The sequence below is a fragment of the Glutamicibacter sp. PAEs-4 genome (assembly GCF_051161755.1).
GTDB lineage: Bacteria > Actinomycetota > Actinomycetes > Actinomycetales > Micrococcaceae > Glutamicibacter > Glutamicibacter nicotianae.
The window spans coordinates 2,354,227-2,377,654 of the sequence record NZ_CP195017.1 but is presented as its reverse complement, the minus strand read 5'-3'; the positions used below and the strand labels follow the sequence as shown (position 1 = coordinate 2,377,654).

Here is a 23,428-nt window from a genome sequence, read left to right as displayed (position 1 = left end):
CGGTTCAGTGAAGGGAATGACTGTCGTGACTAGTGGACAGAATGCTGCCGCCGAGCGTGTAGCTGCCTGGGTTAAATCGCTGGGGCAGAGTGCCGGGGCGGATACGACCCTGCGGTTTGCTCCGTCGACCTCCAATAGCATCGACATAACCCATGCCAATCCATCGGGCTTGGCCCAGTTCCTTGCCGGGCGGAGAACCCGCCTGTCCACCCTGCTGCATGATGCGGACCAGTACGCCACCGCGCGCCGCACCGCCCGTGCGCTGTCGGCCAAGATCAGTGAACTGTGGGAAGAACGCGGCATCGATGTCGGCTACCTGGCCGCCGGTGTCGCCAACTGGCGTGCCGTCCATGATGGCAAGAGCGAGCCGGTTTCCGCTCCCATCATGCTCGGACGCATCACCCTGGCCAAGCATGTGGACGCCGACGACTACGACCTGCAGCTCGTTGGACGCGCTACCGTATCCCCGGCGTTCGTGCGACAGTTCGAGGCCGACCACAACGCCAAGGTCGACGTCGACGCCGTTGATGCCGCCGCCTATTCCATCGCCCGCTTTGATCCGGTCCGGGGCATGGATGCCCTGCGCCACCAGATGGCAGAGGTCCCCGGCGTAGTCGTGGGCCACCGCCTGCTGCTCTCCACCTTCTCCGAACTGATGGACCCGGCAGACCCGGCCAAGCTCAACGGCTCCCACCCGGTTATCGAGGCACTGATCCGCTATGACACCGTGGTAAAGCAGGCAGGGAACAGCCAAAGCAGCAAGACTTCGGAGGCGCTGGCCAACCTGGTGGCTTCAAAGCCGGGCGCCGCGAAGCCCGAGGATTCGAAGGCCGAAGCATCGAAGCCCGAGGACGCCACCGAGGATCCTGCTGCAAAGAAGCAGGATGAGCAGCCAGCCGCGCAGGCTGCCGAGGCCAAGGGCAATGAAGGCTCCGGTTCGAGGCTGAGCCGCGTGAAGAACATCCTCAAGGAAAGCGCTCGCTCGCGGAAGCAGGGCGCAGTCTCCGAGGAATCGTCGGCCCGCAAGGTCCACACCGGAACCACGACCATCGCCAAGTCTTCCGATGATCGCGATCCGGAAGACGAGCTGTTCCTGCTGGACGCCGATGAATCCCAGTCCAAGATGCTCGACTACATCGCCGCTGGCGAATCGGTGGCCATCAATGCCGCAGCCGGCACCGGTGCCACCCAGACCGCATTGAATGCCGCCGCGCTGCTGGCAGCCCAGGGCAAGCGCGTGCTGGTTGTTGCCGAACAGCGTTCAGCTGCCGAGGAATTCGTGTCTCGCTTCAACGAGCAGCTGGATGCCGGCAGCATGCTGCTGGAACCGAATGAGGATCCCGAAGCGCTGCGCGCCATGCTCACCAAGGCGATCCTGCGCAATGAACGCGCCGCCGAGCCGCAGCTGGGCTCCATGTTCAAGCGCCTGCGCGAATCCCGCCATGCGCTGCATGAGCATGTGAAGTCGCTGCATTCGGTCCGCAGCCGCTGGGGCTGCTCGCCATATCAGGCGATGCAGGAGCTGGCACGCCTCTCCGCACTGGAACCAGCGCCATCCACCACCGTGCGCCTGAAACGTTCGGTGCTCGATTCCATGGGCCAACGCGGACATGTTGCCGCGCAGCTCAAGCGCGCCGCCCAGCTCGGCGCCTTCTCCAAGGTGCACACCACGAGCCCTTGGCACGGTGCTCCGCTGCGCAACACCGAAGCCACCGAGAAGGCCCTGAACCTGGCCAGTGGCCTGGGTCGCGACCTGCCAATCCTGCATGACCACATGCTGCAGATTGCCGAGCGTTCGCAGATCAGGCTGGAAGAAAGCTACGACAAGTGGGGAGACCAGCTGCAGCTGCTGGTCGCCGTCCGCGGCTCGCTGGACAAATTCGAAGCCGATATCTTCGAGGGCGATATCGACGATTTGATCGCCGCCACCGCAACCAGCGCATGGCGCCGTGAACACGGTGTCGAGATGGGTTCGATTGTCCGTTCCCGGCTGCGCAAGATCGCCAAGGAATACGTCCGTCCAGGCATGCACGTCGCCGACCTGCAGTCCGCACTGCAAGCCGTATCGGTCCAGCGCGATGCGTGGCGAGCCATCGCCACAAGCCAGCGCAACCCCCAGGTCCCGGGCGGACTGCTGGATGTCGAGGCCGGCTACCATGACGCCGGTGCCCGCATCGACAAGCTGGCCGAAATGCTGCCATCCTCCCTGGGGTCGCGCCTGCGCGAAATGCCGATCAAGGAACTGCTCTCGGTGATCGCCTCGCTTGTTGAACGCCGCGAGGACCTGGGAGAGCTGCCCGAACGCACGCTGATCTCCGAGCAGCTGGCCGAAGCCGGTCTCGGCGATTTGCTCGATGACTTCGCCGAACGCGAGATCGATGCCGACCAGGTAGACAGTGAATTGGAACTTGCCTGGTGGCAGTCCGTGCTGGACGCCATGATCTCAGGCGATGACTTCCTTGCCATGAACGACGGATCCAAGCTGGAGAAGATCGAAGCGGACTACCGGCTGGCTGACGGTGCGCATATCGCCGCCGGACCGCAGCGCATCCGCTGGGCGCTGGCCCGGAACTGGAAGGCCGCGCTGGCTGACCACCGTGCCGGCTCGCGGGCGCTGCGCGAGATGCTCAAGGGCGGAACCCCGAGCATTGCAGGGTTGCTGGATCTTGGCGCGCCGCTGGCCAATTCGCTGACTCCTGTCATCGTTTCGGCTCCGCTGCTGCTGGGCAGCGCTCTGCCGGAGGACACGAAGTTCGATGCCGTCATCCTGCTTGAAGCCAACTACCTGACCCTGCGGGAAGTCCTGGATGCGATCCGCCGCTCCGAGCAGGTCATTGCCATCGGCGATGAAATGCTCGGTGGCCCGAAGCGCTTCGAAGTCTCCGTGGACCCCACCGCCCGTGTTCGCGAGCAGGGCGTGGACCGTTCCGCGCTGGAAGCGCTGAACAAGGTGCTGGTCACCGGTTCGCTGTCCACCGTGTACCGCGGAATCGACGAAGGCCTGGTGGAACAGCTGTCCACCACCTACTACGACGCTGCGCTCTCGCGCCTGCCAATGGCGGTGAACCTCACCGGCAACTCGTCGCTGCTGCGCGGCGAATATGTCCCGGATGCCACCGGATCGCTGTCCAGCAGCGAAGACGGCGTGCAGACCACCGCCGCTGAAGTGGCGCGGGTAGTGGATCTGGTCTTCGAGCATTTCAAGAACCACGGCGGAGAATCGCTGGCGGTCATTGCCTCGAACCGCAGCCATGCCTCGGCCATCGCCGAAGCGATCCGTGTCCAGCTGCCAAACCACAAGTACGCGATGGAGCACCTGCGCTCCAAGCGCGAACCGTTCGTGGTGACCACCATGGACCGGCTGATCGGCCTGCGCCGGGATTCGGTGATCTTCGCCTGGGGCTACGGACGTACCCCGCACGGCAAGACGCTGCACGAATTCGGCGCCTTGTCCCGCGAGGGCGGCGAGCAGCTGTTCGTCGCCGCGATGACCCGATCGCGCACCCGCATGACCCTGGTTTCCAGTCTGTTGCCGGAAGACGTCGACCTGAACCGCGTCTACCGCGGAGCCCGCCAGTTCTTCGAGCTGTTCGGACGCGTGCAAGCCGGGGATTCCGGAGTCAGCTCGATGCGCAACCCGCGCTTCGACCCATTGGTCTCGGATCTTGCCCGCCGCTTGCGCGAAAGCGGTGCGATCGTTTCCGAGGACTACCGTGGCGTGCTGGATTTGTCGGCACATGCCTACGACTCGGCGCACACCGGCATCCGCCCGCTGGCCGTGGTCTACGACGGCACCGAGCACTATGCGGGCCTGACCGTGCGTGAGCGCAGCCGCCTGCGCCCGGAATTCTTCGAGAAGCACGGTTGGCGTTATGTTCCGCTGTGGACCATCGATGTCTTCACCGACCCGGGTGCTGTCGCCGATCGCCTGGCCCATGCCCTGGGCCTGAAAAAGACGACGGCTGCTGAACAGCCATCGGCCCGCAGCGGCATGGCCGCCGCACGACCAGTCTCGGCCCGTGAAGTCACCACCGAGCCGGAGGCGCCGAAGGAAAAATCGAAACTGCTGAAGTCCACCAAGACGCGCCAGGAACCCAAGGCAGAGAGCAAGCAGGAAGCAGCGGTTGCTGACAGCGCGGCCAAGGCCGGAACCGAGTCGCCTGCCAAGGACAATGCAGGCAAGCCGGTGACCCCAGCACCTGTGCCAGCCACCAGCAAGATCGATGAATCGGAACCGAAGAAGCCATGACTTCTGAGCAAGAACCAACGCGCGGCCGCCGCAAGCGGCCGCGCGTTGTGGCACCGCCGCAGCATTTGGTTGCACGTGTCGAACTGACCGGCAGCTACACACCGGTGCCCCATTCAGAATCCGTCAACCGTGCGCTGGCGGGCCCGCAGAGTGCCGGTGCGCCCGAGAACACGATGGCGGCAGCAGCCAAGAAGCGCACCACCGATCCGCTGGCTGATTTGCTCGCCAAGGACCAGGACCCGCGAAATTGGGGCGACTCCAAGGAAGATCTTGCTGAAACGATGAAGCGCGAGAAGCCGCCGCACTGGGGCTGAACGCCTAATTCACCAAGACGGCTGAAACCTTGCCGCGCGATACCGCCCCTGCCAGATCATCCGAGAGGCTGTTGGCCGCCGCAACCACGACAATCCCCTCGCCGGTCGGGGCAGCGCTGCTGAGCATGCCGAATTCAGAACCAGTGGCATTATCCGGAACCCAGAGCACCGGCACCGCTTTGGCGATGGTTTGCGAGCTGATTTCCTTCTCAAAACCGTCGCCGGTGGTCAATACAATATCCACCAATTGCCCAGGATGCAGCAGCGTCACCGTGGCCGGGTCGCTCAGACGCAGCGGAACTGCGACGGTACCTTCCGGTGATCCGTGCAAAAGCTGCGGTCCCACCAGCGAATAGTCGCGCAGCACCGTTCCTGCACGCAGTGCCACGGCCGCGCGTTGCCCTGCTACGGCCTCAATGCCTTCAAAGACCTCGGCATCATGCGGGTCGAGCCGCACAGTTCGCACCTGCAGCTGGTTGGCGGATATCCGGGAACCGGCAGGAATGTCGCTGAGCGCCACTACGACCTCGCGTTGGGCCAATTGCCCGGAAGAAAATACATTGAGCATGCCTGCCAAGGCGAGCAACGCGCAGGCAATGGCCAATGGCTTTCGATAGCGGCGCAACAGCTCATTGCGATTACGGACCGGCCTGATTTTCGGCTTGGGAATCACCGGAGGACGAGGCGCGGCTTGGGTCCTGGAGAAGTAGCTCATATCCCCATGCAACCTGCCAGCACTGGAAACCGTGGCCCGCCGCCCGCGAGCTGTGGGTAAATCAGATGATCTGATGCACCTGCTGTGGCGTGAACACCAAGTCCACCGGCTGGTCATGTTCGTCAATCCGGAAAGCACCGGGTGGAACATACTCATGCTCGTACACCACCGCAGCTACCCGTACCGGGGCGTCTTCGATCAACGGCAGGAAGCGATCGTAATAGCCACCGCCCTGGCCCAGGCGCAATCCGTCCTCGTCGATGGAAAGGGCTGGCATGATCAATGTATTGATCTCGTCGAAGAGTTCCGTGCCGATCCGTTCGCCCACAGGTTCCATCACCGGGGCCAAAGCGCTCGGTGCGAATTCCATGCCGGGGGTGTACTCGACCCATGACAGCGCATAATCCGGTTCGCACACCGGCAGATAGACGTCAATACCCTCATTGACCAGTGCATCCAACAACGCCTCGGTTGGCGGTTCATCCGGACCGGAGCAGTAGGCCGCGACCTTCTGGACGACTCCGGTGCTTTGGCTCAGGTAGCCGATCACCGTGCGGGCCAGATCCTGGCCGAGCTGCTCGCGCTGGATCGGATCAAGCGCCCTGCGCCAACTGCGGACGGCGGCACGTGCGGCCTTCTTGTCGGATCCAGGATGCTGGTCAGCGGTGAGGTTCATGCCTACAGCTTACGCGTACGCAATGAATCGCTGCCCGCTGGTGCCGTTGCCGGCTGCGGGCATGACGAAGTAATACGATGTGCACATGTTCATCTCTCGTCGGGCAAAGCACCTGGTTCCGGATCTGGCCTCGGAACGGCTGCTGCTGCGCCAGCTGACCGCGCGGGATGAGGCCGAGTGGATCAATCTGCGCTATGCCAATGCCAAATGGCTCAAGCCATGGGATCCCACGAGTCCCTTGGGCCCGCCGGAATCCATGACCTTTCGGGAGATGCTCAGGGCAAGGGACGAATCGGCAATTGACGGAAGCGGATACTCCTGGGCACTGGCCCTTCCCCAGCTGCATAGGGGGCGCCCGCCACTGATCGGGCAGGTTTCCGTGTCTTCCGTGCAATACGGGGCCGCACGCACAGCGTCCATCGGTTATTGGATTGACCGCAACCATGCCGGGTTCGGCCTGATGCCGGAAGCCTGCGCCTTGGTCATCGACCACTGCTTCGAGCAACTGCAGCTGCACCGCCTGGAAATCAATATCCGCCCGGAGAATGCCGCCAGCCTTCGCGTTGTGGACAAGCTCGGTTTCCGCGATGAGGGCCTGCGCAAGGGCTATCTGCACATCGACGGGCAGTGGCGGGATCACCGCACCTTCGCGCTGACCCGCGAAGAGCTGAAAACTCCGATGCTCGAACGCATCTACGAATACTGACCCGGAATCCGTGCCATTTCGATCAATCAAGCTCTGATATGAGCGAACCGGATCGAAAACATGCGGACACGCCTAGGGATGTGCGTGAGCGCGCACCCAAGGTTGCATAGTGTTGATTTGACGGAACCATATTTGGTTCCACAAGGATTTGACCGAATCAATCGGTGATGGAGGACCCACATGGCTGGCACGTCACAGAGCGCTCCGCAGGAAAGTGCTGCGACCAAACTCAAGATTCGTGTGCGCTATGGCCGGTTGTCCGTCGCACTCGTTGGTGCCTTGGCAGTCATCGCGACCGTCGTCGGTCTCATCCTGGCTCCGTTCACGGCCCTGACCTTTGGTGCCGTCGGCTTGTTCGCGCTGGTTGCCGTCGCTTCCTTCGCCACCCTGCGCGGCCTGGCTGTGCGCGACCGCAACCGCAAGCTGCTTGAGCACCTCGAAGCCACCCGGCAGAAGGCGCTGCAGACCCCGGCCTTCGACGACGCCGCCAATCAGGTCGTCTCGCGCAAGCATGAAAAGGACGAGGTCTTTGACGCCCGACCAGGTTCTTCCCGCCGTGCTCCAGCAATTACCGCTGAAGAGTTGCGTGCCGAAGCGCTGCGCGTGGCGCACGGCCACGGCGGCGTGAAACAGCCAGAGACATGGGAGCCAACGCGTGTCCCGAAGCCTACCTATGTGGAAGCCACTGAGCGGATTGCCAAAACTGCGGAAAAAACAGCTGAGCAGGGTGCACATCGTACCCACAAGCCTGCGCTTCCGGTCCAGCAGCAGTTGCGCCCGAGCAAGCAGATCAGCCTGAAGGCATCGGAGGATGCCAAGCGCCTGGCTGCAGAGGTATCAGCTGAAGAGCGCGCAGCAGTTCCATCGGTTGCTGCCAAGCGTTCCGAGAGCGCTCCGGCAGACAAGGAAGCCGTTGCTCCGGTGGCTCCGGCGCCAGAAGCCGCGCCGGCTGTTTCCGCAGCTTCCAAGCCTCGGCTGAACCTCGATGCGGTCATGCAGCGCCGTCGCGCATAGGACATCCACGCTCAACGACGTGTGGCCCGGACCCTTTTCCCAAGGTCCGGGCCACACGTCTATGAAATGCTGTCAGCTGATCATGTCGTCAAATGGCAGCGGTCCGCGATTGCCGCGGTGATGAGCGAAGACCAAGGTGGTTTCGGTATGACCCACCGACTCATCGGTCGCCAGGTTATCCAGCACCCAATCCCGCAGCGCATCGGTGGAGCCAACCGCGATATGCAGCAGGTAGTCGGTGCCGCCGGATACATGGAACATGGAGAGGACCTCAGGCAGCTGCGGAATGCGTGCCACGAACGCATCGATTTTCTCGCGATCGTGCGCCCGCAGCTTGACCGAGATCAATGCCTGCACGGTACGGCCGACAGCTGCCAATGACACCTCGGCGTGGTAGCCGGTGAGGATGCCGCGTTCGACCAGGGAACGGGTACGCAGCAGCGCAGTGGATGGTGCGATGCCGGCACGCTGTGCGAGGGTCGCGTTGGAAATACGCGCATTCGCGACCAATTCGTCGATGATGATTCGATCGATTTCGTCCAGATCGACGTTTGATGAAAGCTCTGATTGCTGGGCCATAATAATATTTCATCATATTCGCAAGGCATCAGCGGGATCTTTGAGGTAAAAATCGGAGTATGCCGTCCGCGTACGAACAAATAATCGGTGAACAAACGGATATATTGGGGATATGACACGTCGTTCTGAGCACACCGGTGAATCCTTCGATACCAGGCTGGCAGCCTATTGCTTGGTGGAACACGAAGGAAAGGTACTGCTTACGCTCTGGGATATGCGTCATCGCGATCCGCGCTTCACGCCACGCTGGTCCCTTCCAGGTGGCGGTATCGACTTGGGGGAGCCTATCGAGGAAGGCGCCCGCCGTGAGGTCTATGAAGAGACCGGCTACGCCGTAGACGCATTGGAGCTCCTGGATGTCACCACGGGAGTTATTCCCGGTTCGAAACGCTACTCGGGCGAAGGCCACGCCATGCAAACGGTGGCCGTCACCTATCGCGCCAGGCTGACCGGTGGCGAATTGCGCCATGAAGTCAACGGCTCGACCAGCCAGGCGGCCTGGTTCACGCGCGAGGAGATTGCCAAGCTGAACTGCATTGAACGCGTCGAGAGCATTTTGCGACTGACCGCACCCGGCAAGTAGCAACGGATCGCAGGTGACCTGCCCTAGAATCAATAGGGACATGAACTTGCGAAATTCCATCACCGTCGGCACGCTCAGCGCAGCACTGCTGCTCACCCTGTCTGCGTGCACTGAAGACGAAACCCCAACAACAGAGCCGAGCAAGGAGATCACCTTGCGGATTGCTGCCGGCACCCAGCCGGCTGACCAGGCCCTGGCCCATGTCTACGCCAACGCCCTGAAAGCCGAAGGCTATAAGGCATCGCTGAACGAGCCAGCGGCGAATCCCTACCAGCAGATTGTTGATGGAAAAGCCGACCTGGCGTTGGACCAAGCGGCCAAAGCACTGTCCCTCGCTGCTGATCCGGCAGCTATCACCGGCGAAGACCAGCTGCTCAGTGCCGAGGAATCCCAAAGCCTGCGCAGTGCCATCAATGACGCTGAGGGTAAAGTGACTGCTTTGGAGCTCAGCCCTGCTGATGCCGGCAAGATCCTGGTCATGAGCCAAGCTCAGGCAACCCTGCACAAGGTCGATTCCGTAGAAACCCTGATTGCTGCCTGCGCTGATCTGACGATCATCAGCGATGAAGCCAGCTCCGAATCCTTGAAAACTGCATTGAAGGATGCGGGCTGCGAGAAGCCAAAAGTCGTAGAAGAACAGACCGCGAAATTGGCAGGCAAGCTGCGCACCTCGGTGGACAGCGCGGTGGTGCTGAGCGCCGGAAACGCAGTCATCTCGGATGAGGGCTTCTACACCATTCCCGGAAGCGCAAGCTTCTTCAACGCGGAGAATTACATGCTGCTGGCCGATGATGACGTGGATGACAAAGCTCGGGCGCAGTTGGACAGCATCACCGGTGAATTCTCGCAACAGTCGCTCGTTGACCTGAATCGGATGGTCAGCCAAGAAGACGGCCTGAGCCCGGAACAAGCGGCCGCCCGTTGGGAATGGATCATTGAAGAGTAGGCCCTAGCCAGCGCTCCCAAGATTTCGGCCGCTGACCATAGCGGTCGAGTAATAAGGTGTGTGGATCGCACCTGACGTGAGAAAGTGTAATCATGGCAGAATTCAAGCAATCAACGAAACTGCACAATGTCCTCTACGATATCCGTGGCCCGCTGTTGGAGCATGCCACGCGCATGGAGTCCGAAGGACACCGCATCCTGAAGCTGAACATCGGCAATCCCGCGCCATTCGGCTTCGAGGCGCCTGATGCGGTGCTCGTTGACATGATTCGCAACCTGCCTAATGCCCAGGGCTACTCGGATTCCCGGGGTATTCTCTCGGCACGCACCGCCGTCTCCCAGTACTACCAGACCCGTGGCATCCAGACCATCGGCGTTGACGACATCTACCTGGGCAACGGCGTCTCCGAGCTGATCACCCTCTCGCTGAACGCGCTGCTGAACAACGGCGACGAGATCCTGATTCCAGCCCCCGACTACCCGCTGTGGACCGCATCGGTTTCGCTGGCTGGTGGCACCCCGGTGCACTACCTGAATACCGAAGAAGAAGGGTGGCTTCCAGATCTTGAAGATATGGAAGCGAAGATCACCGATCGCACCAAGGGCATTGTGATCATCAACCCGAATAACCCCACCGGTGCGGTGTACCCGAAGGAAACCCTGGAGGGCATCCTCGAACTGGCGCGCAAGCATGGGCTGATCGTGTTCTCTGACGAGATCTACGAAAAGATCCTCTACGACGACGCAGTGCACATCAATACCGCTTCGTTGGCAGATGACGTGCTGATCTTGACCTTCTCCGGCCTGTCCAAGGCCTACCGCGTGTGCGGCTTCCGTGCAGGCTGGATGGCGATCTCCGGGCCCAAGCACCAGGCCGGCGATTACATCGAAGGCATCAATCTGCTGACCAACATGCGACTTTGCGCCAACGTGCCGGCGCAGCACGCAATCCAAACCGCCTTGGGCGGCTACCAGTCGATCAACGACTTGATCCTGCCTGGCGGACGCCTGCTCGAACAGCGCGACGCGGCCTACAACTTGCTGACCGCAATTCCAGGCGTGAGCGTGCAGAAGGCCAAGGGTGCGCTCTACATGTTCCCAAAGCTGGATCCAGAGGTATACCCGATCCACAATGACGAGACTTTTGCCCTTGAACTGCTTAAGGCGCAGAAGATCCTGATTTCCCAGGGCACCGCCTTCAATTGGGTCCGTCCTGATCACTTCCGCTTGGTCACTTTGCCGAACGTGCGCGACCTGACTGATGCGGTTGGACGCATCGGACAGTTCCTGGAGGACTGGCGTACTCGCGCCTAACTTGCCTCGAACCGAACCGGCCCAGAATCGCTGACGTGATTCTGGGCCTGTTGTAATTAAAGGGAGCGCCAGGAGAGCAAGGTCCCGGGAGGTCCGGGGTGCTTCGTGGAGGCAACTGCGGCAGGGGGAGCGTTGGCCATTCCCTCTTCTCACCATGCCACCAGCGACAGTAGGCTGACTACAACGAAGAGCAGTACTTCCACACATGCTTGAGGAGTCATTGATGAGCGCTTACCCTGCAAACCTGATCGAAGCGTTGCGTGCAGAACCCGGCCTGAAGCTTTCTCAGCGTGCGACCAAGGATGCTCAGTGGTGGCCCGCGGATGCCCCGCAGGACAAGAAAGCTGCAGAGAAACGCATGGTCGAGCTGGCACCGCTGCTCTCGGAATTGCAGGAACGGTTGTTTGCCGCCTCGGTATCTGGCGGGACGGCGCCTGCAGTGCTGCTCATGCTGCAAGGAATGGATACTTCGGGCAAGGGCGGGATTGTGCGCCATGTCCTGGGCATGCTGGATCCGCAGGGCGTCGAGCATCATGCCTTCAAGGCGCCTACCGAAGAAGAAGCGGCGCATGATTTCCTGTGGCGCATCACCAAGCAATTGCCTGCCGGGGGATTGGTAGGAGTCTTTGACCGTTCCCACTATGAAGACGTGCTGGTCGCCAAGGTGAAGGGTTACGCAAGCCCGGATGTGATCGAATCACGTTACGGGAAAATCGTCGACTTCGAGAAGCAGCTGCTTGAGCAGGAAATCCTTCCGATCAAGGTGATGCTGCACATCAGCCGCGAGGAACAATACGAGCGGCTCGCGGAGCGCTTGGAGCGTGCCGACAAGCATTGGAAGTATTCGCCCGGCGATGTCGATGACCGGCTCCTGTGGGATGATTTCCAGGCAGCATACGAGGTGGCGATCAACCGCACCGATAACCAGAATGCACCATGGCATATCGTTCCCGCTGACCAGAAGTGGAAGGCCCGCTTGTGCGTCGCCGAGCTGCTGCTGGCGGCCTTGGAGCGCGTGGCTCCGGACTGGCCTGCTGCCACCTTCGATGTGAAGCGCGAACAGGCCCGGCTCGAAGCGGCGAAGTAATCCGCAGCAATGCGACGCTACTCGCCGGCTGCCTGCTCGTGGTTGGCACGGGCCTGCTCCAGGCGCTGCGATACGCCGTTGAGCCAGTTCTCGCAGTGGGCGGCCAAGGCTTCGCCGCGCTCCCACAACGCCAACGAGGCTTCCAACGCCACGCCGCCGGTTTCCAGCTGGTTGACCACTGTCAGCAGTTCTTCGCGAGCCTGCTCGTAGGAAAGCTTGGCAATGTCTTCAGGGATCTGTGCAGTCATGATTACTCCAGTTTGGTATGTGGGGCGGCTAGTTTGCGTGCTCGCCGGCGGGGACGGATTCAAGGGTTTTCGCGACCAGTTGTCCTGATGCCACCCGGATGAACAGCTTGCTGTCCGCTGGTGCCTGGGTGGCTTCGCGTACGATGCTCCCGTCTTCCAGCTGGGTGACCGAATAGCCTCGGTCCAGGGTTTGCTGCGGGGAGAGCGCACGCATCTGGTTCTTCAGGTGGTTGATCTCGTCGCTGGCGCGCATCACGCGATGGCGCAGCAGATCCGTGGAACGCTGTTTCCAGCGCTCCAGATCCTCGGCGCGGGAGGAGACCATCACCTGGGGGTTGGCCAGAACGGGGCGTTCGCGTACCGATGCCAGCATCTGGGCCTCGCGTTGCAGCAGGTTGTTGATGGAACGGTCCAGGCGGCTGCGGGCCATATCCAAGCCGGCGAACTCCTCATGCAAATCAGGGACAATCCGCTTGGCCGCATCAGTAGGGGTCGAGGCGCGAAGATCAGCCACATCATCCAGGATCGGGCGGTCCGCTTCGTGCCCGATGGCCGAGACGACCGGTGTGGCAGCGGAGAAGACAGCACGTACCAGATCCTCATTGGAGAAGGGCAACAGGTCTTCCAACGCGCCGCCGCCGCGGGCGATCACGATGACATCGATCTCCGGGTCCGCATCCAGCTGCTGCAACGCGGCGATGACCTGGTTGGCAGCATCCACGCCCTGCACTGCGGTATTGATGACCTTGAACTGCACCGATGGCCAGCGCAGAGTGGCATTGCGCAGCACGTCCTTCTCCGCATCCGAATCCCGTCCGGTTATCAGGCCAATGCGGTTGGGAAGCACAGGCAACGGGCGCTTGTGCTCGGGGGAGAAGAGGCCTTCTGCCCCCAGGGCTTGCCGCAGGCGTTCCAGGCGCACCAGCAGCTCGCCCAATCCAACCGGGCGCAGATCCGTGGCATTCAAGGAAAGCCGTCCGGTTTTGGCGTAGAAGCTCGGTTTGACCTGGGCTACCACGCGCGATCCAACCTGCGGGGTGGATTCCAGCCGGCGCATTGTCGAGGCCCAAATGGTCACCGAGAAGGAGAAGTCCGCATCGACATCGCGCAGCGTGATGTACGCGTGCCCATTGCGCACATTGGCTTCCAGCAGCTGGCCCTCGACCCAAACCACCGGCGAGTTCTCAATGTGGATTTTCAGCTTCTCCGAGAGCAGGCGCAACGGCCAAGGATTGTCCGCCGTAGTTTGACCAGCGGTGGCCGGCAAACTGGCGGGGGCTTGGTGATCCATAGGGGCCGCTCCTTGGAAAATCGAATCTCTGGTGCATCTGTGAGATTACCGCATGGCACCGACGGCTGGCCGGATTGCCGGTAGCCGGGCCGGGTGCCAACAGGTGTAGAGCAGGTTTCGCTATGGGAGATTTTCAACACTGCTGGGCCTTGCCGGTCCCGGGGATATGGGGTTTTCAACGATTCGGACAAGCCCGACTCCGGGCATTGCGAGGGGCACCGTGCGGGTGGACACTATTGAGCATCGGGGAAGATTTCGAGAAGGATTCATGGCCATGCTTGGGGCATTGGGGTATAGGACTATTGGACGTTCGGGGTGGATTTGGGTGGCAGCATTCAGCTTGCTTACCGGTTCCATTCCGTTGTCCGCCGCGGCCTCGGTGCCCGCACCGGTAGTTGCGGCGGTTCCCGCCGCAACGGTGTCGCTTGCCGGCGCCCTATCCATCGATTGGCCGGTGCGGGTGCGCACGACGGCGAACCTGAATCTGCGCACCGGTGCTTCGACCGCGTACCGGATCCTGGCGCAGATACCCAAAGGGACCTCGGTCCCGGTCTCGGGGCGTGCGTCCAACGGCTGGTACAAGGTCAGCTACAACGGGTACACCGGCTACGTGAGCGACTACTACGTGGTCGCTTCAACGGTGCGCACGCTCGATGACTTGAACCTGCGCACCGGACCATCCACCAGCTACCGGATCCTGCTGAGCATCCCGAAAGGCAAATCGGTGCCTGCCTACGCCCGCGCTTCCAACGGGTGGTACAAAGTCAGTTATGCAGGGTACACCGGCTGGGTCAGCGGCAGCTACGTGACCAGTTATCCGAAGCCGCCGTCGGCACCGCAGTCCACCGGGCCAAACCGGACATCCAGGGTAGTGCTCACCTTCGATGACTGCCCGCGAACGCTCAGCTCCTTCACCTCGGTGGTGGACTACGCAGCCAGCAGCAATATCGGCCTGGTGATAGCTCCCACCGGCGATTGCCTCGGATCGTTCAAATCGCGCTATGGTGTGGATTTGGCCGCACTGGCTCGTGCCAAAGGCCAATGGGTGATCAACCATTCGGTCAGCCACCCGGACCTGCGTCCGCTGTCCTGCCAGCAAGCCGGCGCGCAGCTGGGCGGTTCAGGGGTGCACACTAACTTTGGGCGCCCGCCCTACGGGGCCATCGACGGTTCGGTGCGCTGCGGCTACGACAGCCGCGGCATGGCCATCTGGACCTGGTCGCGGGACACCCGGGACTGGGACGTGAAATCAAAGTCGATCACGGTGTCCCGGGCTTCGGCAGCGCTACCCGGGGATACCGTGCTGATGCACATGCAGTGGTACGGCTTCTCACCCGATGCGCTGCGCCAGATCAAGGCGAACCTCGGCGCCCGTTCCGTGGGCGTTTGCCGGGCCTACCGCGGGTCCGATGGCACCGGAGCCGTGGTGCGCACCCCGGTGCTGCTGCCCAGTTCCCTGCCGTGCTGAACCGGCAGGCACGTTGCGGAGGCAGATCTCACAGTCGCGGGAGGGTGGCGCGCATCATATGAGCATGGGCTAACTTGCATGCACTTCGTAGAATGGAGGTATGGCTACTTCCACTTCCACAACGGTTTCGCTGTCAATGCCTCGGATCCCGCGGGTGCGCCGCACCCCGGCCGAAATTGCAGCCGCCTCTCCGACGGTCACCGAGCGCAAGGTCCTGCTGGCCGCTCCTCGCGGCTACTGTGCAGGCGTGGACCGGGCAGTGGTTGCCGTTGAAAAGGCGTTGGAGCACTACGGTCCGCCGGTGTACGTGCGCAAGCAGATCGTGCACAACCTGCACGTCGTTTCCGAGCTGGAATCCCGCGGCGCAATCTTCGTCGAGGAGAACGAGGAAGTGCCCGAAGGCGCACTGGTGGTCTTCTCCGCCCACGGCGTTGCCCCGGCAGTGGTGCAGTCCGCCGCGGACCGCAACCTGCAGACCATTGACGCCACCTGCCCGCTGGTCACCAAGGTGCACCGCGAGGCCGTGCGCTTTGCCAAGAACGACTACGAGATCCTGCTCATCGGCCACGAAGGCCATGAAGAGGTCGAAGGCACCTACGGCGAGGCTCCGGAAGTCACCACCATCGTGAACAACCCCGAGGAAGCCGACACCGTCCAGGTGAAGAACCCGGACAAGCTGATCTGGCTCTCGCAGACCACGCTGAGCGTGGAAGAGACCATGGAGACCGTGCGCCGATTGCGCGAGCGCTTCCCGAACCTGCAGGATCCGCCCAGCGACGACATCTGCTACGCCACCACCAACCGCCAGGCAGCGATCAAGAACATCGCGCCGCAGTCGGATCTGGTGATCGTGGTCGGTTCGGCGAACTCCTCGAACTCGGTGCGCCTGGTCGAGGTGGCGCTGGACCACGGTGCCAAGGCCGCCTACCGGGTGGACTTCGCCAATGAGGTGGACGAGGCCTGGTTCGAGGGCGTCTCCACCGTCGGCGTGACTTCCGGCGCCTCGGTGCCCGAGGTGCTGGTCCGCGAGGTCGTGGCGCTGCTGGCGGAGTACGGCTTCACCGACGTTTCCGAGGTCACCACCGCGCAGGAAGACATCATCTTCTCGCTGCCCAAGGAAATCCGCGGCAAGCTCAAGGAAGCCGGGGACGAGGATCGTGCCCTGGGCGGCCACGCTCGCCCGCAGGCCTGATTTCACCCTAAGAATTCAAGCGCCAGTACACCATTGCGCGCTCATCACTAGTAAAAGGTAGAATTTTCTCCCGTGGCTCTTACTATCGGAATCGTCGGACTGCCCAACGTCGGCAAGTCCACCATGTTCAACGCGCTGACCCGTGCCCAGGTGCTGGCGGCCAACTACCCGTTCGCAACCATTGAACCGAATGTCGGTGTCGTGCCGTTGCCCGACGAGCGCCTGAAGGTGCTCGCCGGAATCTTCAACTCGGAGCGCATCCTGCCGGCAACCGTGTCCTTCGTGGACATCGCCGGCATCGTCAAGGGCGCCTCGGAGGGCGAAGGCCTGGGCAACAAGTTCCTCGCGAACATCCGCGAAGCCGACGCCATCTGCCAGGTGACCCGCGCGTTCGTGAACGATGACGTGATCCACGTGAACGGCAAGGTCGATCCGGAGTCGGACATTGAGACCATCGCCACCGAGCTGGTCCTCGCCGACCTGCAGACCATCGAGAACCAGTTGCCGCGCCTGGAGAAGGAGCTGCGCAGCAAGAAGATCGAGAAGTCCTTCATGGACAACCTGCTGGCAGCCCAGAAGGTGCTCGAGGACGGCAAGACCCTGTTCGCCGCGGGCAAGGCCGCCGGCATCGACATGGACGAGCTGGCACCGATGCAGCTGATGACCACCAAGCCGTTCATCTACGTCTTCAACACCGACGAGGCAGGCCTGGCCGACAAGGACATGCAGGCCAAGCTCTCTGAGCTGGTGGCCCCTGCCGAGGCGATCTTCCTGGACGCCCAGTTCGAGGCCGAGCTGGCCGAGCTGGAAGAAGACGAAGCCGCCGAGATGCTGGAAGACGCCGGCATCGAGGAATCCGGCCTGGACAAGCTGGCCCGCGTCGGCTTCGCCACCCTGGGACTGCAGACCTACCTGACCGCAGGTCCGAAGGAATCGCGCGCCTGGACCGTCCGCAAGGGCGCCACCGCCCCCGAGGCTGCCGGCGTCATCCACACCGACTTCCAGCGCGGCTTCATCAAGGCCGAGGTCATCGGCTTCGATGACTTGGTCGCCGCAGGTTCGGTGGCCAACGCCAAGTCCGCCGGCAAGGCCCGCATCGAAGGCAAGGACTACATCATGAAGGACGGCGACGTGGTGGAGTTCCGCTTCAACGTCTAATCCTGATTAGCATTGGCGCCCTCCGTTTCGTAAGGAAACAGGGGGGCGTTCATTGCGTCTGGAACTCGAATCGGAGAGTCAAGAAGCGATGCGCTGGGCGAACTGGATGGGGTGTTCATCGAGGTCTTCAACGAATGCGACAAGCAGGTCTCCGTCAAGGAAAGGATGCGGTCCCTCATGATCTTTTGCACCTGCGGCCAGTGCGCTGCGATAGGCCTGTTCGATGTCGTCGGTCCAGAGGGTAATACAGGCGCGGTGCCCACGGACGACCGGCGAGATGCCATGGCTTTCGGCGGCAGGTGCAGGCAAGGCGAGGCCGAGCGTGAAGCCGTCGAGTTCCAGCTCGATTTTCACCGGTAAAGTGGTTGGGGTCCGGAACGTCTCGCGAAATCCGAAGGTCTGGTAGAAACGGGCAGCCTGTTCGCAGTCAGCGACGAAGAGGATGGTCTGGGGGTTGGTGAAGCGCATGAGTGGCTCCTGTCTGTGTATGGGGAGATTGGTTGCAGGCGGTCACCCGCAACACTCATCGAACTGAAAGAGAACTCCTTATTACGGCCGTCGCCACGGGGACAGAAGTGGGGTCGATCGGCTCTGACGCAGTTGGCCACCCGTGCCTCAATCTGGTCGAATCCAGATTCAGGGTATAAAAATTCTGCCTGAATAGGGTATTCGTCTCTTCCGCCTCGGGTCAAGGGATTTGACGGAGTTACGGTCTAGCGTGCGCAATTAGATGAGTAATTGCCTCAACCGCTTAGGTCGTTGGCATTCCGGGGTATCCAGTGGGCGTGACCCATACATGAGCGGTAACCACTTGTCGCCCGCTGTCTTGGGCGTTTCGCAGGGACGGAACGTTGTCGGGATGGATGTGCCCCCAAAGCACATCGTTCGTGTGCGCCGGCAATTCTCGCGTTAGCCGCTGTAAGGCGGCGATGCCCACGCGTTGTCCGCGATGTGCTGAATTGACGGCGATCTCCTGCATGCAAAAGCCAGTGAATCCGTAGGAATCATCACGCTCTGCGGCCACAATGCCCGCTGAGGTGCCACCCACGCGAATCTCGAAAAGTAGCCCTTCTTCCGCGGCATCCTCGTGTGACTCTGCGTCAGCCGGCACGGCCCACTGACCCAGATGCGGCCGTGATGGTCTTAGTGCTTCGTAGATTCCCGCGACGCGTTCTGCGGCTTCTTCCGGAGCGCAAGCAACGAGAGCCACATCGTCGTACCGATCGGCCAGAGGCTGCTCGCGCATCTTGGCTACGGGACGTGCCACGATCAGCAGATCTGGCGTGGCTTGTCCAACGTCAATACCCGAACCGGTGAGTGCTCGAAGCCGCTGTTCCGGGTCGGGTAGGTTGACGTGCATGCACAGCGGCGAGAAGGCATCGAAGCTCGGTAAAACCTCACCGATAGCGGCAGTTCCCGATGGTTCAGGCGGCAGTGATGTTGCAATTATGTCCACGAAGGGCTTCTAAATGTCTCGCCCCCGGAACCGAATTCCTGCGACGGCCCAATGTCCGTTCGGCAGTTCCACGCGCCTGTTCGCCCACGCGGGGGGGCTTGAACGGGGAGCTGAACCATGTCCCGGATCTGGGCACCCCACTCAGAATCTCCGACGAGGGCGAGGTTTGGCGCCAGCCATTGTGCAAGATTCGTCCGCCACTGTGGCGACCAGTTCTTGATCTGCGAGGAAGTTCATCGCTCGGCCGCTTCTAGTGCATGCGCATCAGGGGTAGTCATCCGCATGAGCATATCAGGGCAGTGGTGAACGGATATTGAGCTTACAATCTGGCCGGTTCGCAGAGGGGACAGGGAGTGTCTAGTCGTCTTGCGCAGCATCTAACTCGTGTCTGGATGCAGAGGGTTGGTCAGTGCGGCGAGGTCGCAGAGTTCTGTTCTGACGCTTGGTAGCGTTTGACTGGGCTTCTTTCTAGGCCTTAGTCGGTACTTAGTGCCTATTTTTAAACATGATGTGCCGTTTAGATAGTGGGTTGGTCGAGCAATCCCTACGGATCGTTCTGGGAAATACTTGGATCCCAAGTGGGAGCTGCTCGACACACTTTTGAACTATAGACGAACAGTAATTCCGATAGACATTGATGCAATAGTTTCACTGCCGAGTGACTCGGGTGCAGGGCACTATGGTCAGAATGATACCGATTAAATCTGATTCTCTATTATTTTTTATAGGCAACGTATTCTGCTCAAATTTCAGTGTTGCGTGTGGCTTTCGAAGACCGCCAGATGAGAACATAAATTATGGCTGTCTACTCAAAACATGATCGTCGGCAGATCGATAATCTGTGCACCAATTGGCACAAGTTATCTCTCCTCGATGATGCCTCGATACTTCATCCTGATGAATTCTCAAATTGCTGGTCCCAATCGATGCTCGCTGAGCTAAACTCCAGATTTTGGGAGAATCTGCTTGAGGGTGATAGTGCGGGAGGGCGATTTGAGACCAAATGGGCACATCAGTTGGAAGGTGCCGAGGTAGAAGTCAGGCTGCTGGCAGCTGAGTGTTTGTTGGTTTACTACCTGATTACGGACTCGGTAGGGCCCGGTCGGAAACTAGAAATGATCAACAACACGATTGGTCCGGACCATCCGCAACTGCACGTAACCTCAGATAGTGCCACGTACGAAGCGCTTTGTAACGGGATTTCGAATCCTGGTCTTTACTACAATACTCGTCAGGATCTTCACATTGGCTACTTGATGGAGCTCGCACTTCGGCTCAAGAGTTTGCCGCACGACGAACGCGTCGATTTGCTTAGCGAGAACCCCTGGAAGTTTGCCCAATTTGCAGAGGAAAACGAGCACTATAGCGAAACGATGCGCAATGTCATTTGCCACCTCATATACCCTGTCTATTTTGAACGGATCGCGTCGAACAGGCATAAGCAACTCATTCTGAAAGCATTTACCGAACTTGATGACAGCGGAGATGACGCCAGCCAAGACGAGAGGCTGTACTCAATTCGGCAGTCCTTGAAGCAACGCCTGCCCGGTTGGGACGAATCCCGACGCGATTACTACGAACCTGACCTCAAACCGATCTGGTATCCCGCAGGTCGTTCGACGGACAGCTCGACGATGGACCCCGCCTATGCACTCGAATTCAAGAAGCAGATCGTGTTCTACGGACCTCCAGGGACTGGAAAGACCTTTGCGGCACGCCAATTGGCAGAGAGCGCGATCAGAACTGCCGCTTTGCAGCGTTGGGGCGTCGATAAATACTTCGGCGATGCTGAAAAGATTCGTCAGACTGTCAATGACCACGTGACGACTCTTCAAATGCACCCGTCATATGGCTATCCAGAGTTCATGGTGGGCCTGCGACTGGATGCTGATGGCGGGACTAGCTACAAGCTTGGAGCATTGCCACGGCTCGTGGAGAGAATGAACGCTGAAAGAGATGAGTCGGGCGAACACGCACTTCCGCATGTACTAATCCTCGACGAAATCAACCGCACGGATTTGAGCGCGATGTTCGGTGAAGCGTTCAGTGCGATGGAACGCGACAAGCGCGGTATCGAGATGGATCTGTTCGCCGAGGGGGCCTCGGGTAAACAGATCAGGTTCGGAATTCCGAATGATCTATATATCATTGGGACGATGAACGAGATCGACCAATCCGTCGAGGCTCTAGATTTTGCGATGCGTCGAAGATTCTTTTGGTTCCCCTCCCCATTTGATGAGGAAGCTCTTTTTGCCATCTGGGAGTCTCAATGGGCTGAGCAGGCCGTGAAAGTGGAATGGGATAAGGCCTTACCCCAGCTAAAGGAACTGGCAAACCGGATTTCGGCGTTGAACGCCAGGATTGCAGAGTTGCCAGAGCTGGGTCCAGAATATGAACTCGGAGCAGCTGTGTTCGGTGACTTGCCCTACTTCGTAGGGCTCGAATGGCGACATAAAACGTACGGCCGGCGACAGGCAAAAATCCTCTGGACTGATAAGGGGAAGGTGTGTGCCCCCTTATCGTCTCTGTGGACGCTTACGCTTGAACCCGTGCTTTCTCAGTATCTAGCGGGATCGGACCGGCGATTGGAGCAGCTCGAAAATCTTAAGCAGCTTCTCTTGAGTCGGCAGGGAAACTGAATATGACGGAGAGGAAGGGCACCGCTGAGGGCACTGAACATCCAGATCGAATGGTGATCAAGGATCTGACTTCGGAAGCATATTGGGATTCTCCACCTACGTCGGAGGAACAGTCATGGCTGGCATCGATAGCCGAACTTTCACCTGAGCGGTATGTGCTAAGCGCACAACTCGACGTAGACCACGAACCGACAATCGAACCAATCCTGACCCGTGATATTGATGGTTGGAGGGCGAATCGATATATCGGCGAGATTCGTCATCAAGGCAGGACTCTTGTCATCAAACCGCGTCTTGGTATCGAGACAATCATGTCGTGGATCAGTACAATCCTGAATGTTCAAGTGCTGCCACTGACTGCGGCGAACACAACGGATTCGACTAGCGCGGTTACCCAATTGATGGCTGCCCTGTGGAGGGCATCGGTCTTGACTGCGGCTCAGCACGCACTGCCCCGAACAGGACAGAAAGTGAGTTCATACGGCTCAGCAGTGAACGGACGACTTGACGTTGGCGCCACCGCGCGACGACGTGCAGCGGGGCATCGTGATCTAGTTTCCACACGCGTAGTTCGCACTTACGACAACGCTCCGGGCAGAGCAGTGGTGTTGGCGGATCGCTACTTTGATCAGCACCTTGCTGGTGCCCGCTGGCGCGGGCCTCGGCTCGAAGAGCACCTCTCTACGCTGCGGATCGCTACAGGGTCCAGGCCGGCTAAACCCAGCCTTCACGAGATCCAACGGACCAGATACAGTCCGATCACTGTGAAATGGCGTAGGGCCGCTGAGCTATCTTGGCGGATCTTGAATAAGGACCCGCTCGGCGTAGCGGCTCAGGACGAATCGACGCATGGGGTGCTGATTGATGTCGCAGAACTCTGGGAACTATTCGTGCTGCACTGCGCTGATTTAGCCACTGGACAGCCCGTTCGGCATGGAACGACGACCCAAGCGTCGGGCTATCTGGCGCGCTCCGTGGTTGATCCTCAGCGAACCATGGGAAAGCTTTATCCTGATGTGCTTGTAGGGAAAGAATCGACGATTGCTCTCCTCGATGCCAAGTACAAAAGGCTCGGAGGCCGACGAGGAGTCGACCGAGAGGACCTCTATCAACTGCATGCCTATGCTTCGACTTTTAAGGCGCCGTTGTCTGCATTGGCCTATCCCGATATCACGGACGATGTGTCCGAGGAAGAAAAGAATAGCCCTTGGCAGACCAGCACCGGCCAACTTTCGTTTCTTACGTTGCCGACCGAAAAGGATCATTGCGTAGCCAAGCTAAAATCCTGGTTTGGTGTGGGCTGATTCTTCGAGTGAAGACACGTTGCGCCGTTGGAATGGCATATAGCCTGACCAAATAATGTTGGTGGTTCTGGATTTCGATTTCGAGAGAGCAAATCTCCGTTGGTAATCGACGATCGGGCTTTCCTCAAGTGTCCAGTAGCTGTTCGAAAGTAACTCAGGTGTCGACGAAATCAAACATAAACATCGAAGTTCTATATATCTTGCGCAGCGTAACAACAGAAAATGGGAATCCCTTGTGGGCTGCATGGTTCCTAAAGAACGACGTCCATAGGCAATCTTGTCGTTTGGAACGGTAACCGCAATACGGTACAAACCCCAATTGTGGACTGTATCCGACGGTATCCAGGTCTGCCCCATAATTGCCCCAATGCCAGGATTACGATTCTGAGATTCAAGCCTTTATGCATCGGACGAGGTTCGGTAGATGAATCGATGATTTAGCGAAGCCTATTATCGACTGTGACCGGGATCTGATTAGATGCATCTTTAG

Annotated in this window: 20 protein-coding genes; 13 read left to right on the top strand and 7 right to left on the bottom strand. The window is 60.2% G+C overall.

What is annotated here, in order from left to right; translation table 11 throughout:
• Positions 1–16: 16 nt before the first annotated feature.
• Together ACR9WD_RS11205 and ACR9WD_RS11200 are read left to right on the top strand one after the other, a co-directional pair.
• The gene (locus ACR9WD_RS11205; protein WP_434922096.1) at positions 17–4,249 is read left to right on the top strand and encodes a DNA helicase; all 4,233 of its coding nucleotides are present in this window, start codon (positions 17–19) and stop codon (positions 4,247–4,249) included.
• Positions 4,246–4,563, top strand: a complete 318-nt coding sequence (locus ACR9WD_RS11200; protein ID WP_434922095.1) for a hypothetical protein — start codon at positions 4,246–4,248, stop codon at positions 4,561–4,563. Before ACR9WD_RS11205 ends, ACR9WD_RS11200 begins: the two co-directional genes overlap by 4 nt.
• Before the next feature lie 4 nt (positions 4,564–4,567).
• Here the strand turns inward: ACR9WD_RS11200 and ACR9WD_RS11195 are convergent, their stop codons facing one another.
• Positions 4,568–5,278: an RcpC/CpaB family pilus assembly protein gene (locus ACR9WD_RS11195; RefSeq protein WP_434922094.1), complete on the bottom strand. Its 711-nt coding sequence runs from the start codon at positions 5,276–5,278 to the stop codon at positions 4,568–4,570.
• A 61-nt stretch (positions 5,279–5,339) separates the two neighbouring features.
• Positions 5,340–5,954: a 5-formyltetrahydrofolate cyclo-ligase gene (locus ACR9WD_RS11190; protein ID WP_038990677.1), complete on the bottom strand. Its 615-nt coding sequence runs from the start codon at positions 5,952–5,954 to the stop codon at positions 5,340–5,342.
• Between the two features lie 85 nt (positions 5,955–6,039).
• On the opposite strand from ACR9WD_RS11190, the gene ACR9WD_RS11185 reads away from it, so the two are divergent.
• Positions 6,040–6,660 carry a GNAT family N-acetyltransferase gene (locus ACR9WD_RS11185; protein ID WP_073705921.1) on the top strand — a complete coding sequence of 207 codons (621 nt, stop codon included), beginning with the start codon at positions 6,040–6,042 and terminating at the stop codon, positions 6,658–6,660.
• Between the two features lie 180 nt (positions 6,661–6,840).
• Positions 6,841–7,674: a hypothetical protein gene (locus ACR9WD_RS11180; protein ID WP_434922093.1), complete on the top strand. Its 834-nt coding sequence runs from the start codon at positions 6,841–6,843 to the stop codon at positions 7,672–7,674.
• Positions 7,675–7,746: 72 nt separating this feature from the next.
• Here ACR9WD_RS11180 and ACR9WD_RS11175 read toward each other — a convergent pair whose 3' ends face one another.
• Entirely contained in the window at positions 7,747–8,253 is a 507-nt protein-coding gene (locus tag ACR9WD_RS11175) for an Lrp/AsnC family transcriptional regulator (protein ID WP_038990673.1), read from the bottom strand.
• A gap of 112 nt (positions 8,254–8,365) precedes the next feature.
• On the opposite strand from ACR9WD_RS11175, the gene ACR9WD_RS11170 reads away from it, so the two are divergent.
• From ACR9WD_RS11170 to ACR9WD_RS11155, 4 genes are all read left to right on the top strand, one after another.
• Positions 8,366–8,836 carry an NUDIX hydrolase gene (locus ACR9WD_RS11170; RefSeq protein ID WP_038990672.1) on the top strand — a complete coding sequence of 157 codons (471 nt, stop codon included), beginning with the start codon at positions 8,366–8,368 and terminating at the stop codon, positions 8,834–8,836.
• Positions 8,837–8,876: 40 nt separating this feature from the next.
• On the top strand, positions 8,877–9,782 hold the full coding sequence (locus ACR9WD_RS11165; protein WP_434922092.1) for a glycine betaine ABC transporter substrate-binding protein: 906 nt from the start codon (positions 8,877–8,879) through the stop codon (positions 9,780–9,782).
• Between the two features lie 92 nt (positions 9,783–9,874).
• Positions 9,875–11,095 carry a pyridoxal phosphate-dependent aminotransferase gene (locus ACR9WD_RS11160; RefSeq protein ID WP_038990670.1) on the top strand — a complete coding sequence of 407 codons (1,221 nt, stop codon included), beginning with the start codon at positions 9,875–9,877 and terminating at the stop codon, positions 11,093–11,095.
• 223 nt (positions 11,096–11,318) lie between these two features.
• Positions 11,319–12,182 (top strand): PPK2 family polyphosphate kinase, encoded by an 864-nt coding sequence (locus ACR9WD_RS11155; RefSeq protein WP_141356615.1) that lies wholly within the window; start codon positions 11,319–11,321, stop codon positions 12,180–12,182.
• A gap of 17 nt (positions 12,183–12,199) precedes the next feature.
• Here ACR9WD_RS11155 and ACR9WD_RS11150 read toward each other — a convergent pair whose 3' ends face one another.
• Complete coding sequence (locus ACR9WD_RS11150) at positions 12,200–12,430, bottom strand: exodeoxyribonuclease VII small subunit (protein ID WP_038990668.1); 231 nt, start codon at positions 12,428–12,430, stop codon at positions 12,200–12,202.
• 28 nt (positions 12,431–12,458) lie between these two features.
• Complete coding sequence (xseA, locus tag ACR9WD_RS11145) at positions 12,459–13,721, bottom strand: exodeoxyribonuclease VII large subunit (RefSeq protein ID WP_066140627.1); 1,263 nt, start codon at positions 13,719–13,721, stop codon at positions 12,459–12,461.
• Between the two features lie 325 nt (positions 13,722–14,046).
• Between xseA and ACR9WD_RS11140 the strand changes: the two genes are divergently transcribed.
• The 3 genes from ACR9WD_RS11140 (at position 14,047) to ychF (ending at position 17,539) form a co-directional block, all read left to right on the top strand.
• Positions 14,047–15,189 (top strand): SH3 domain-containing protein, encoded by a 1,143-nt coding sequence (locus ACR9WD_RS11140; protein WP_190263807.1) that lies wholly within the window; start codon positions 14,047–14,049, stop codon positions 15,187–15,189.
• 100 nt (positions 15,190–15,289) lie between these two features.
• A complete protein-coding gene (locus ACR9WD_RS11135; RefSeq protein WP_434922091.1) occupies positions 15,290–16,381 on the top strand; it encodes a 4-hydroxy-3-methylbut-2-enyl diphosphate reductase in 1,092 nt (363 codons plus the stop codon).
• A gap of 72 nt (positions 16,382–16,453) precedes the next feature.
• Complete coding sequence (ychF, locus tag ACR9WD_RS11130; RefSeq protein WP_434922090.1) at positions 16,454–17,539, top strand: redox-regulated ATPase YchF; 1,086 nt, start codon at positions 16,454–16,456, stop codon at positions 17,537–17,539.
• 78 nt (positions 17,540–17,617) lie between these two features.
• On the opposite strand, the gene ACR9WD_RS11125 is transcribed toward ychF, so the two are convergent.
• Positions 17,618–18,007 carry a VOC family protein gene (locus ACR9WD_RS11125; protein ID WP_434922089.1) on the bottom strand — a complete coding sequence of 130 codons (390 nt, stop codon included), beginning with the start codon at positions 18,005–18,007 and terminating at the stop codon, positions 17,618–17,620.
• Positions 18,008–18,290: 283 nt separating this feature from the next.
• Complete coding sequence (locus ACR9WD_RS11120) at positions 18,291–18,995, bottom strand: GNAT family N-acetyltransferase (protein ID WP_434922088.1); 705 nt, start codon at positions 18,993–18,995, stop codon at positions 18,291–18,293.
• 797 nt (positions 18,996–19,792) lie between these two features.
• Between ACR9WD_RS11120 and ACR9WD_RS11115 the strand changes: the two genes are divergently transcribed.
• On the top strand, positions 19,793–21,634 hold the full coding sequence (locus tag ACR9WD_RS11115; protein WP_434922087.1) for an McrB family protein: 1,842 nt from the start codon (positions 19,793–19,795) through the stop codon (positions 21,632–21,634).
• Between the two features lie 2 nt (positions 21,635–21,636).
• The gene (locus ACR9WD_RS11110; protein ID WP_434922086.1) at positions 21,637–22,938 is read left to right on the top strand and encodes a 5-methylcytosine restriction system specificity protein McrC; all 1,302 of its coding nucleotides are present in this window, start codon (positions 21,637–21,639) and stop codon (positions 22,936–22,938) included.
• The last annotated feature ends 490 nt before the right edge of the window (positions 22,939–23,428 follow it).

Excerpts from the sequence above, each read along its gene's own strand:
- ACR9WD_RS11205 (WP_434922096.1), top strand. The coding sequence starts at position 17 with ATGACTGTCGTGACTAGTGGACAGAATGCTGCCGCCGAGCGTGTAGCT.
- ACR9WD_RS11200 (WP_434922095.1), top strand. The coding sequence starts at position 4,246 with ATGACTTCTGAGCAAGAACCAACGCGCGGCCGCCGCAAGCGGCCGCGC.
- ACR9WD_RS11195 (WP_434922094.1), bottom strand. The coding sequence starts at position 5,278 with ATGAGCTACTTCTCCAGGACCCAAGCCGCGCCTCGTCCTCCGGTGATT.
- ACR9WD_RS11190 (WP_038990677.1), bottom strand. The coding sequence starts at position 5,954 with ATGAACCTCACCGCTGACCAGCATCCTGGATCCGACAAGAAGGCCGCA.
- ACR9WD_RS11185 (WP_073705921.1), top strand. The coding sequence starts at position 6,040 with ATGTTCATCTCTCGTCGGGCAAAGCACCTGGTTCCGGATCTGGCCTCG.
- ACR9WD_RS11180 (WP_434922093.1), top strand. The coding sequence starts at position 6,841 with ATGGCTGGCACGTCACAGAGCGCTCCGCAGGAAAGTGCTGCGACCAAA.
- ACR9WD_RS11175 (WP_038990673.1), bottom strand. The coding sequence starts at position 8,253 with ATGGCCCAGCAATCAGAGCTTTCATCAAACGTCGATCTGGACGAAATC.
- ACR9WD_RS11170 (WP_038990672.1), top strand. The coding sequence starts at position 8,366 with ATGACACGTCGTTCTGAGCACACCGGTGAATCCTTCGATACCAGGCTG.
- ACR9WD_RS11165 (WP_434922092.1), top strand. The coding sequence starts at position 8,877 with ATGAACTTGCGAAATTCCATCACCGTCGGCACGCTCAGCGCAGCACTG.
- ACR9WD_RS11160 (WP_038990670.1), top strand. The coding sequence starts at position 9,875 with ATGGCAGAATTCAAGCAATCAACGAAACTGCACAATGTCCTCTACGAT.
- ACR9WD_RS11155 (WP_141356615.1), top strand. The coding sequence starts at position 11,319 with ATGAGCGCTTACCCTGCAAACCTGATCGAAGCGTTGCGTGCAGAACCC.
- ACR9WD_RS11150 (WP_038990668.1), bottom strand. The coding sequence starts at position 12,430 with ATGACTGCACAGATCCCTGAAGACATTGCCAAGCTTTCCTACGAGCAG.
- xseA (WP_066140627.1), bottom strand. The coding sequence starts at position 13,721 with ATGGATCACCAAGCCCCCGCCAGTTTGCCGGCCACCGCTGGTCAAACT.
- ACR9WD_RS11135 (WP_434922091.1), top strand. The coding sequence starts at position 15,290 with ATGGCTACTTCCACTTCCACAACGGTTTCGCTGTCAATGCCTCGGATC.
- ACR9WD_RS11125 (WP_434922089.1), bottom strand. The coding sequence starts at position 18,007 with ATGCGCTTCACCAACCCCCAGACCATCCTCTTCGTCGCTGACTGCGAA.
- ACR9WD_RS11115 (WP_434922087.1), top strand. The coding sequence starts at position 19,793 with ATGGCTGTCTACTCAAAACATGATCGTCGGCAGATCGATAATCTGTGC.
- ACR9WD_RS11110 (WP_434922086.1), top strand. The coding sequence starts at position 21,637 with ATGACGGAGAGGAAGGGCACCGCTGAGGGCACTGAACATCCAGATCGA.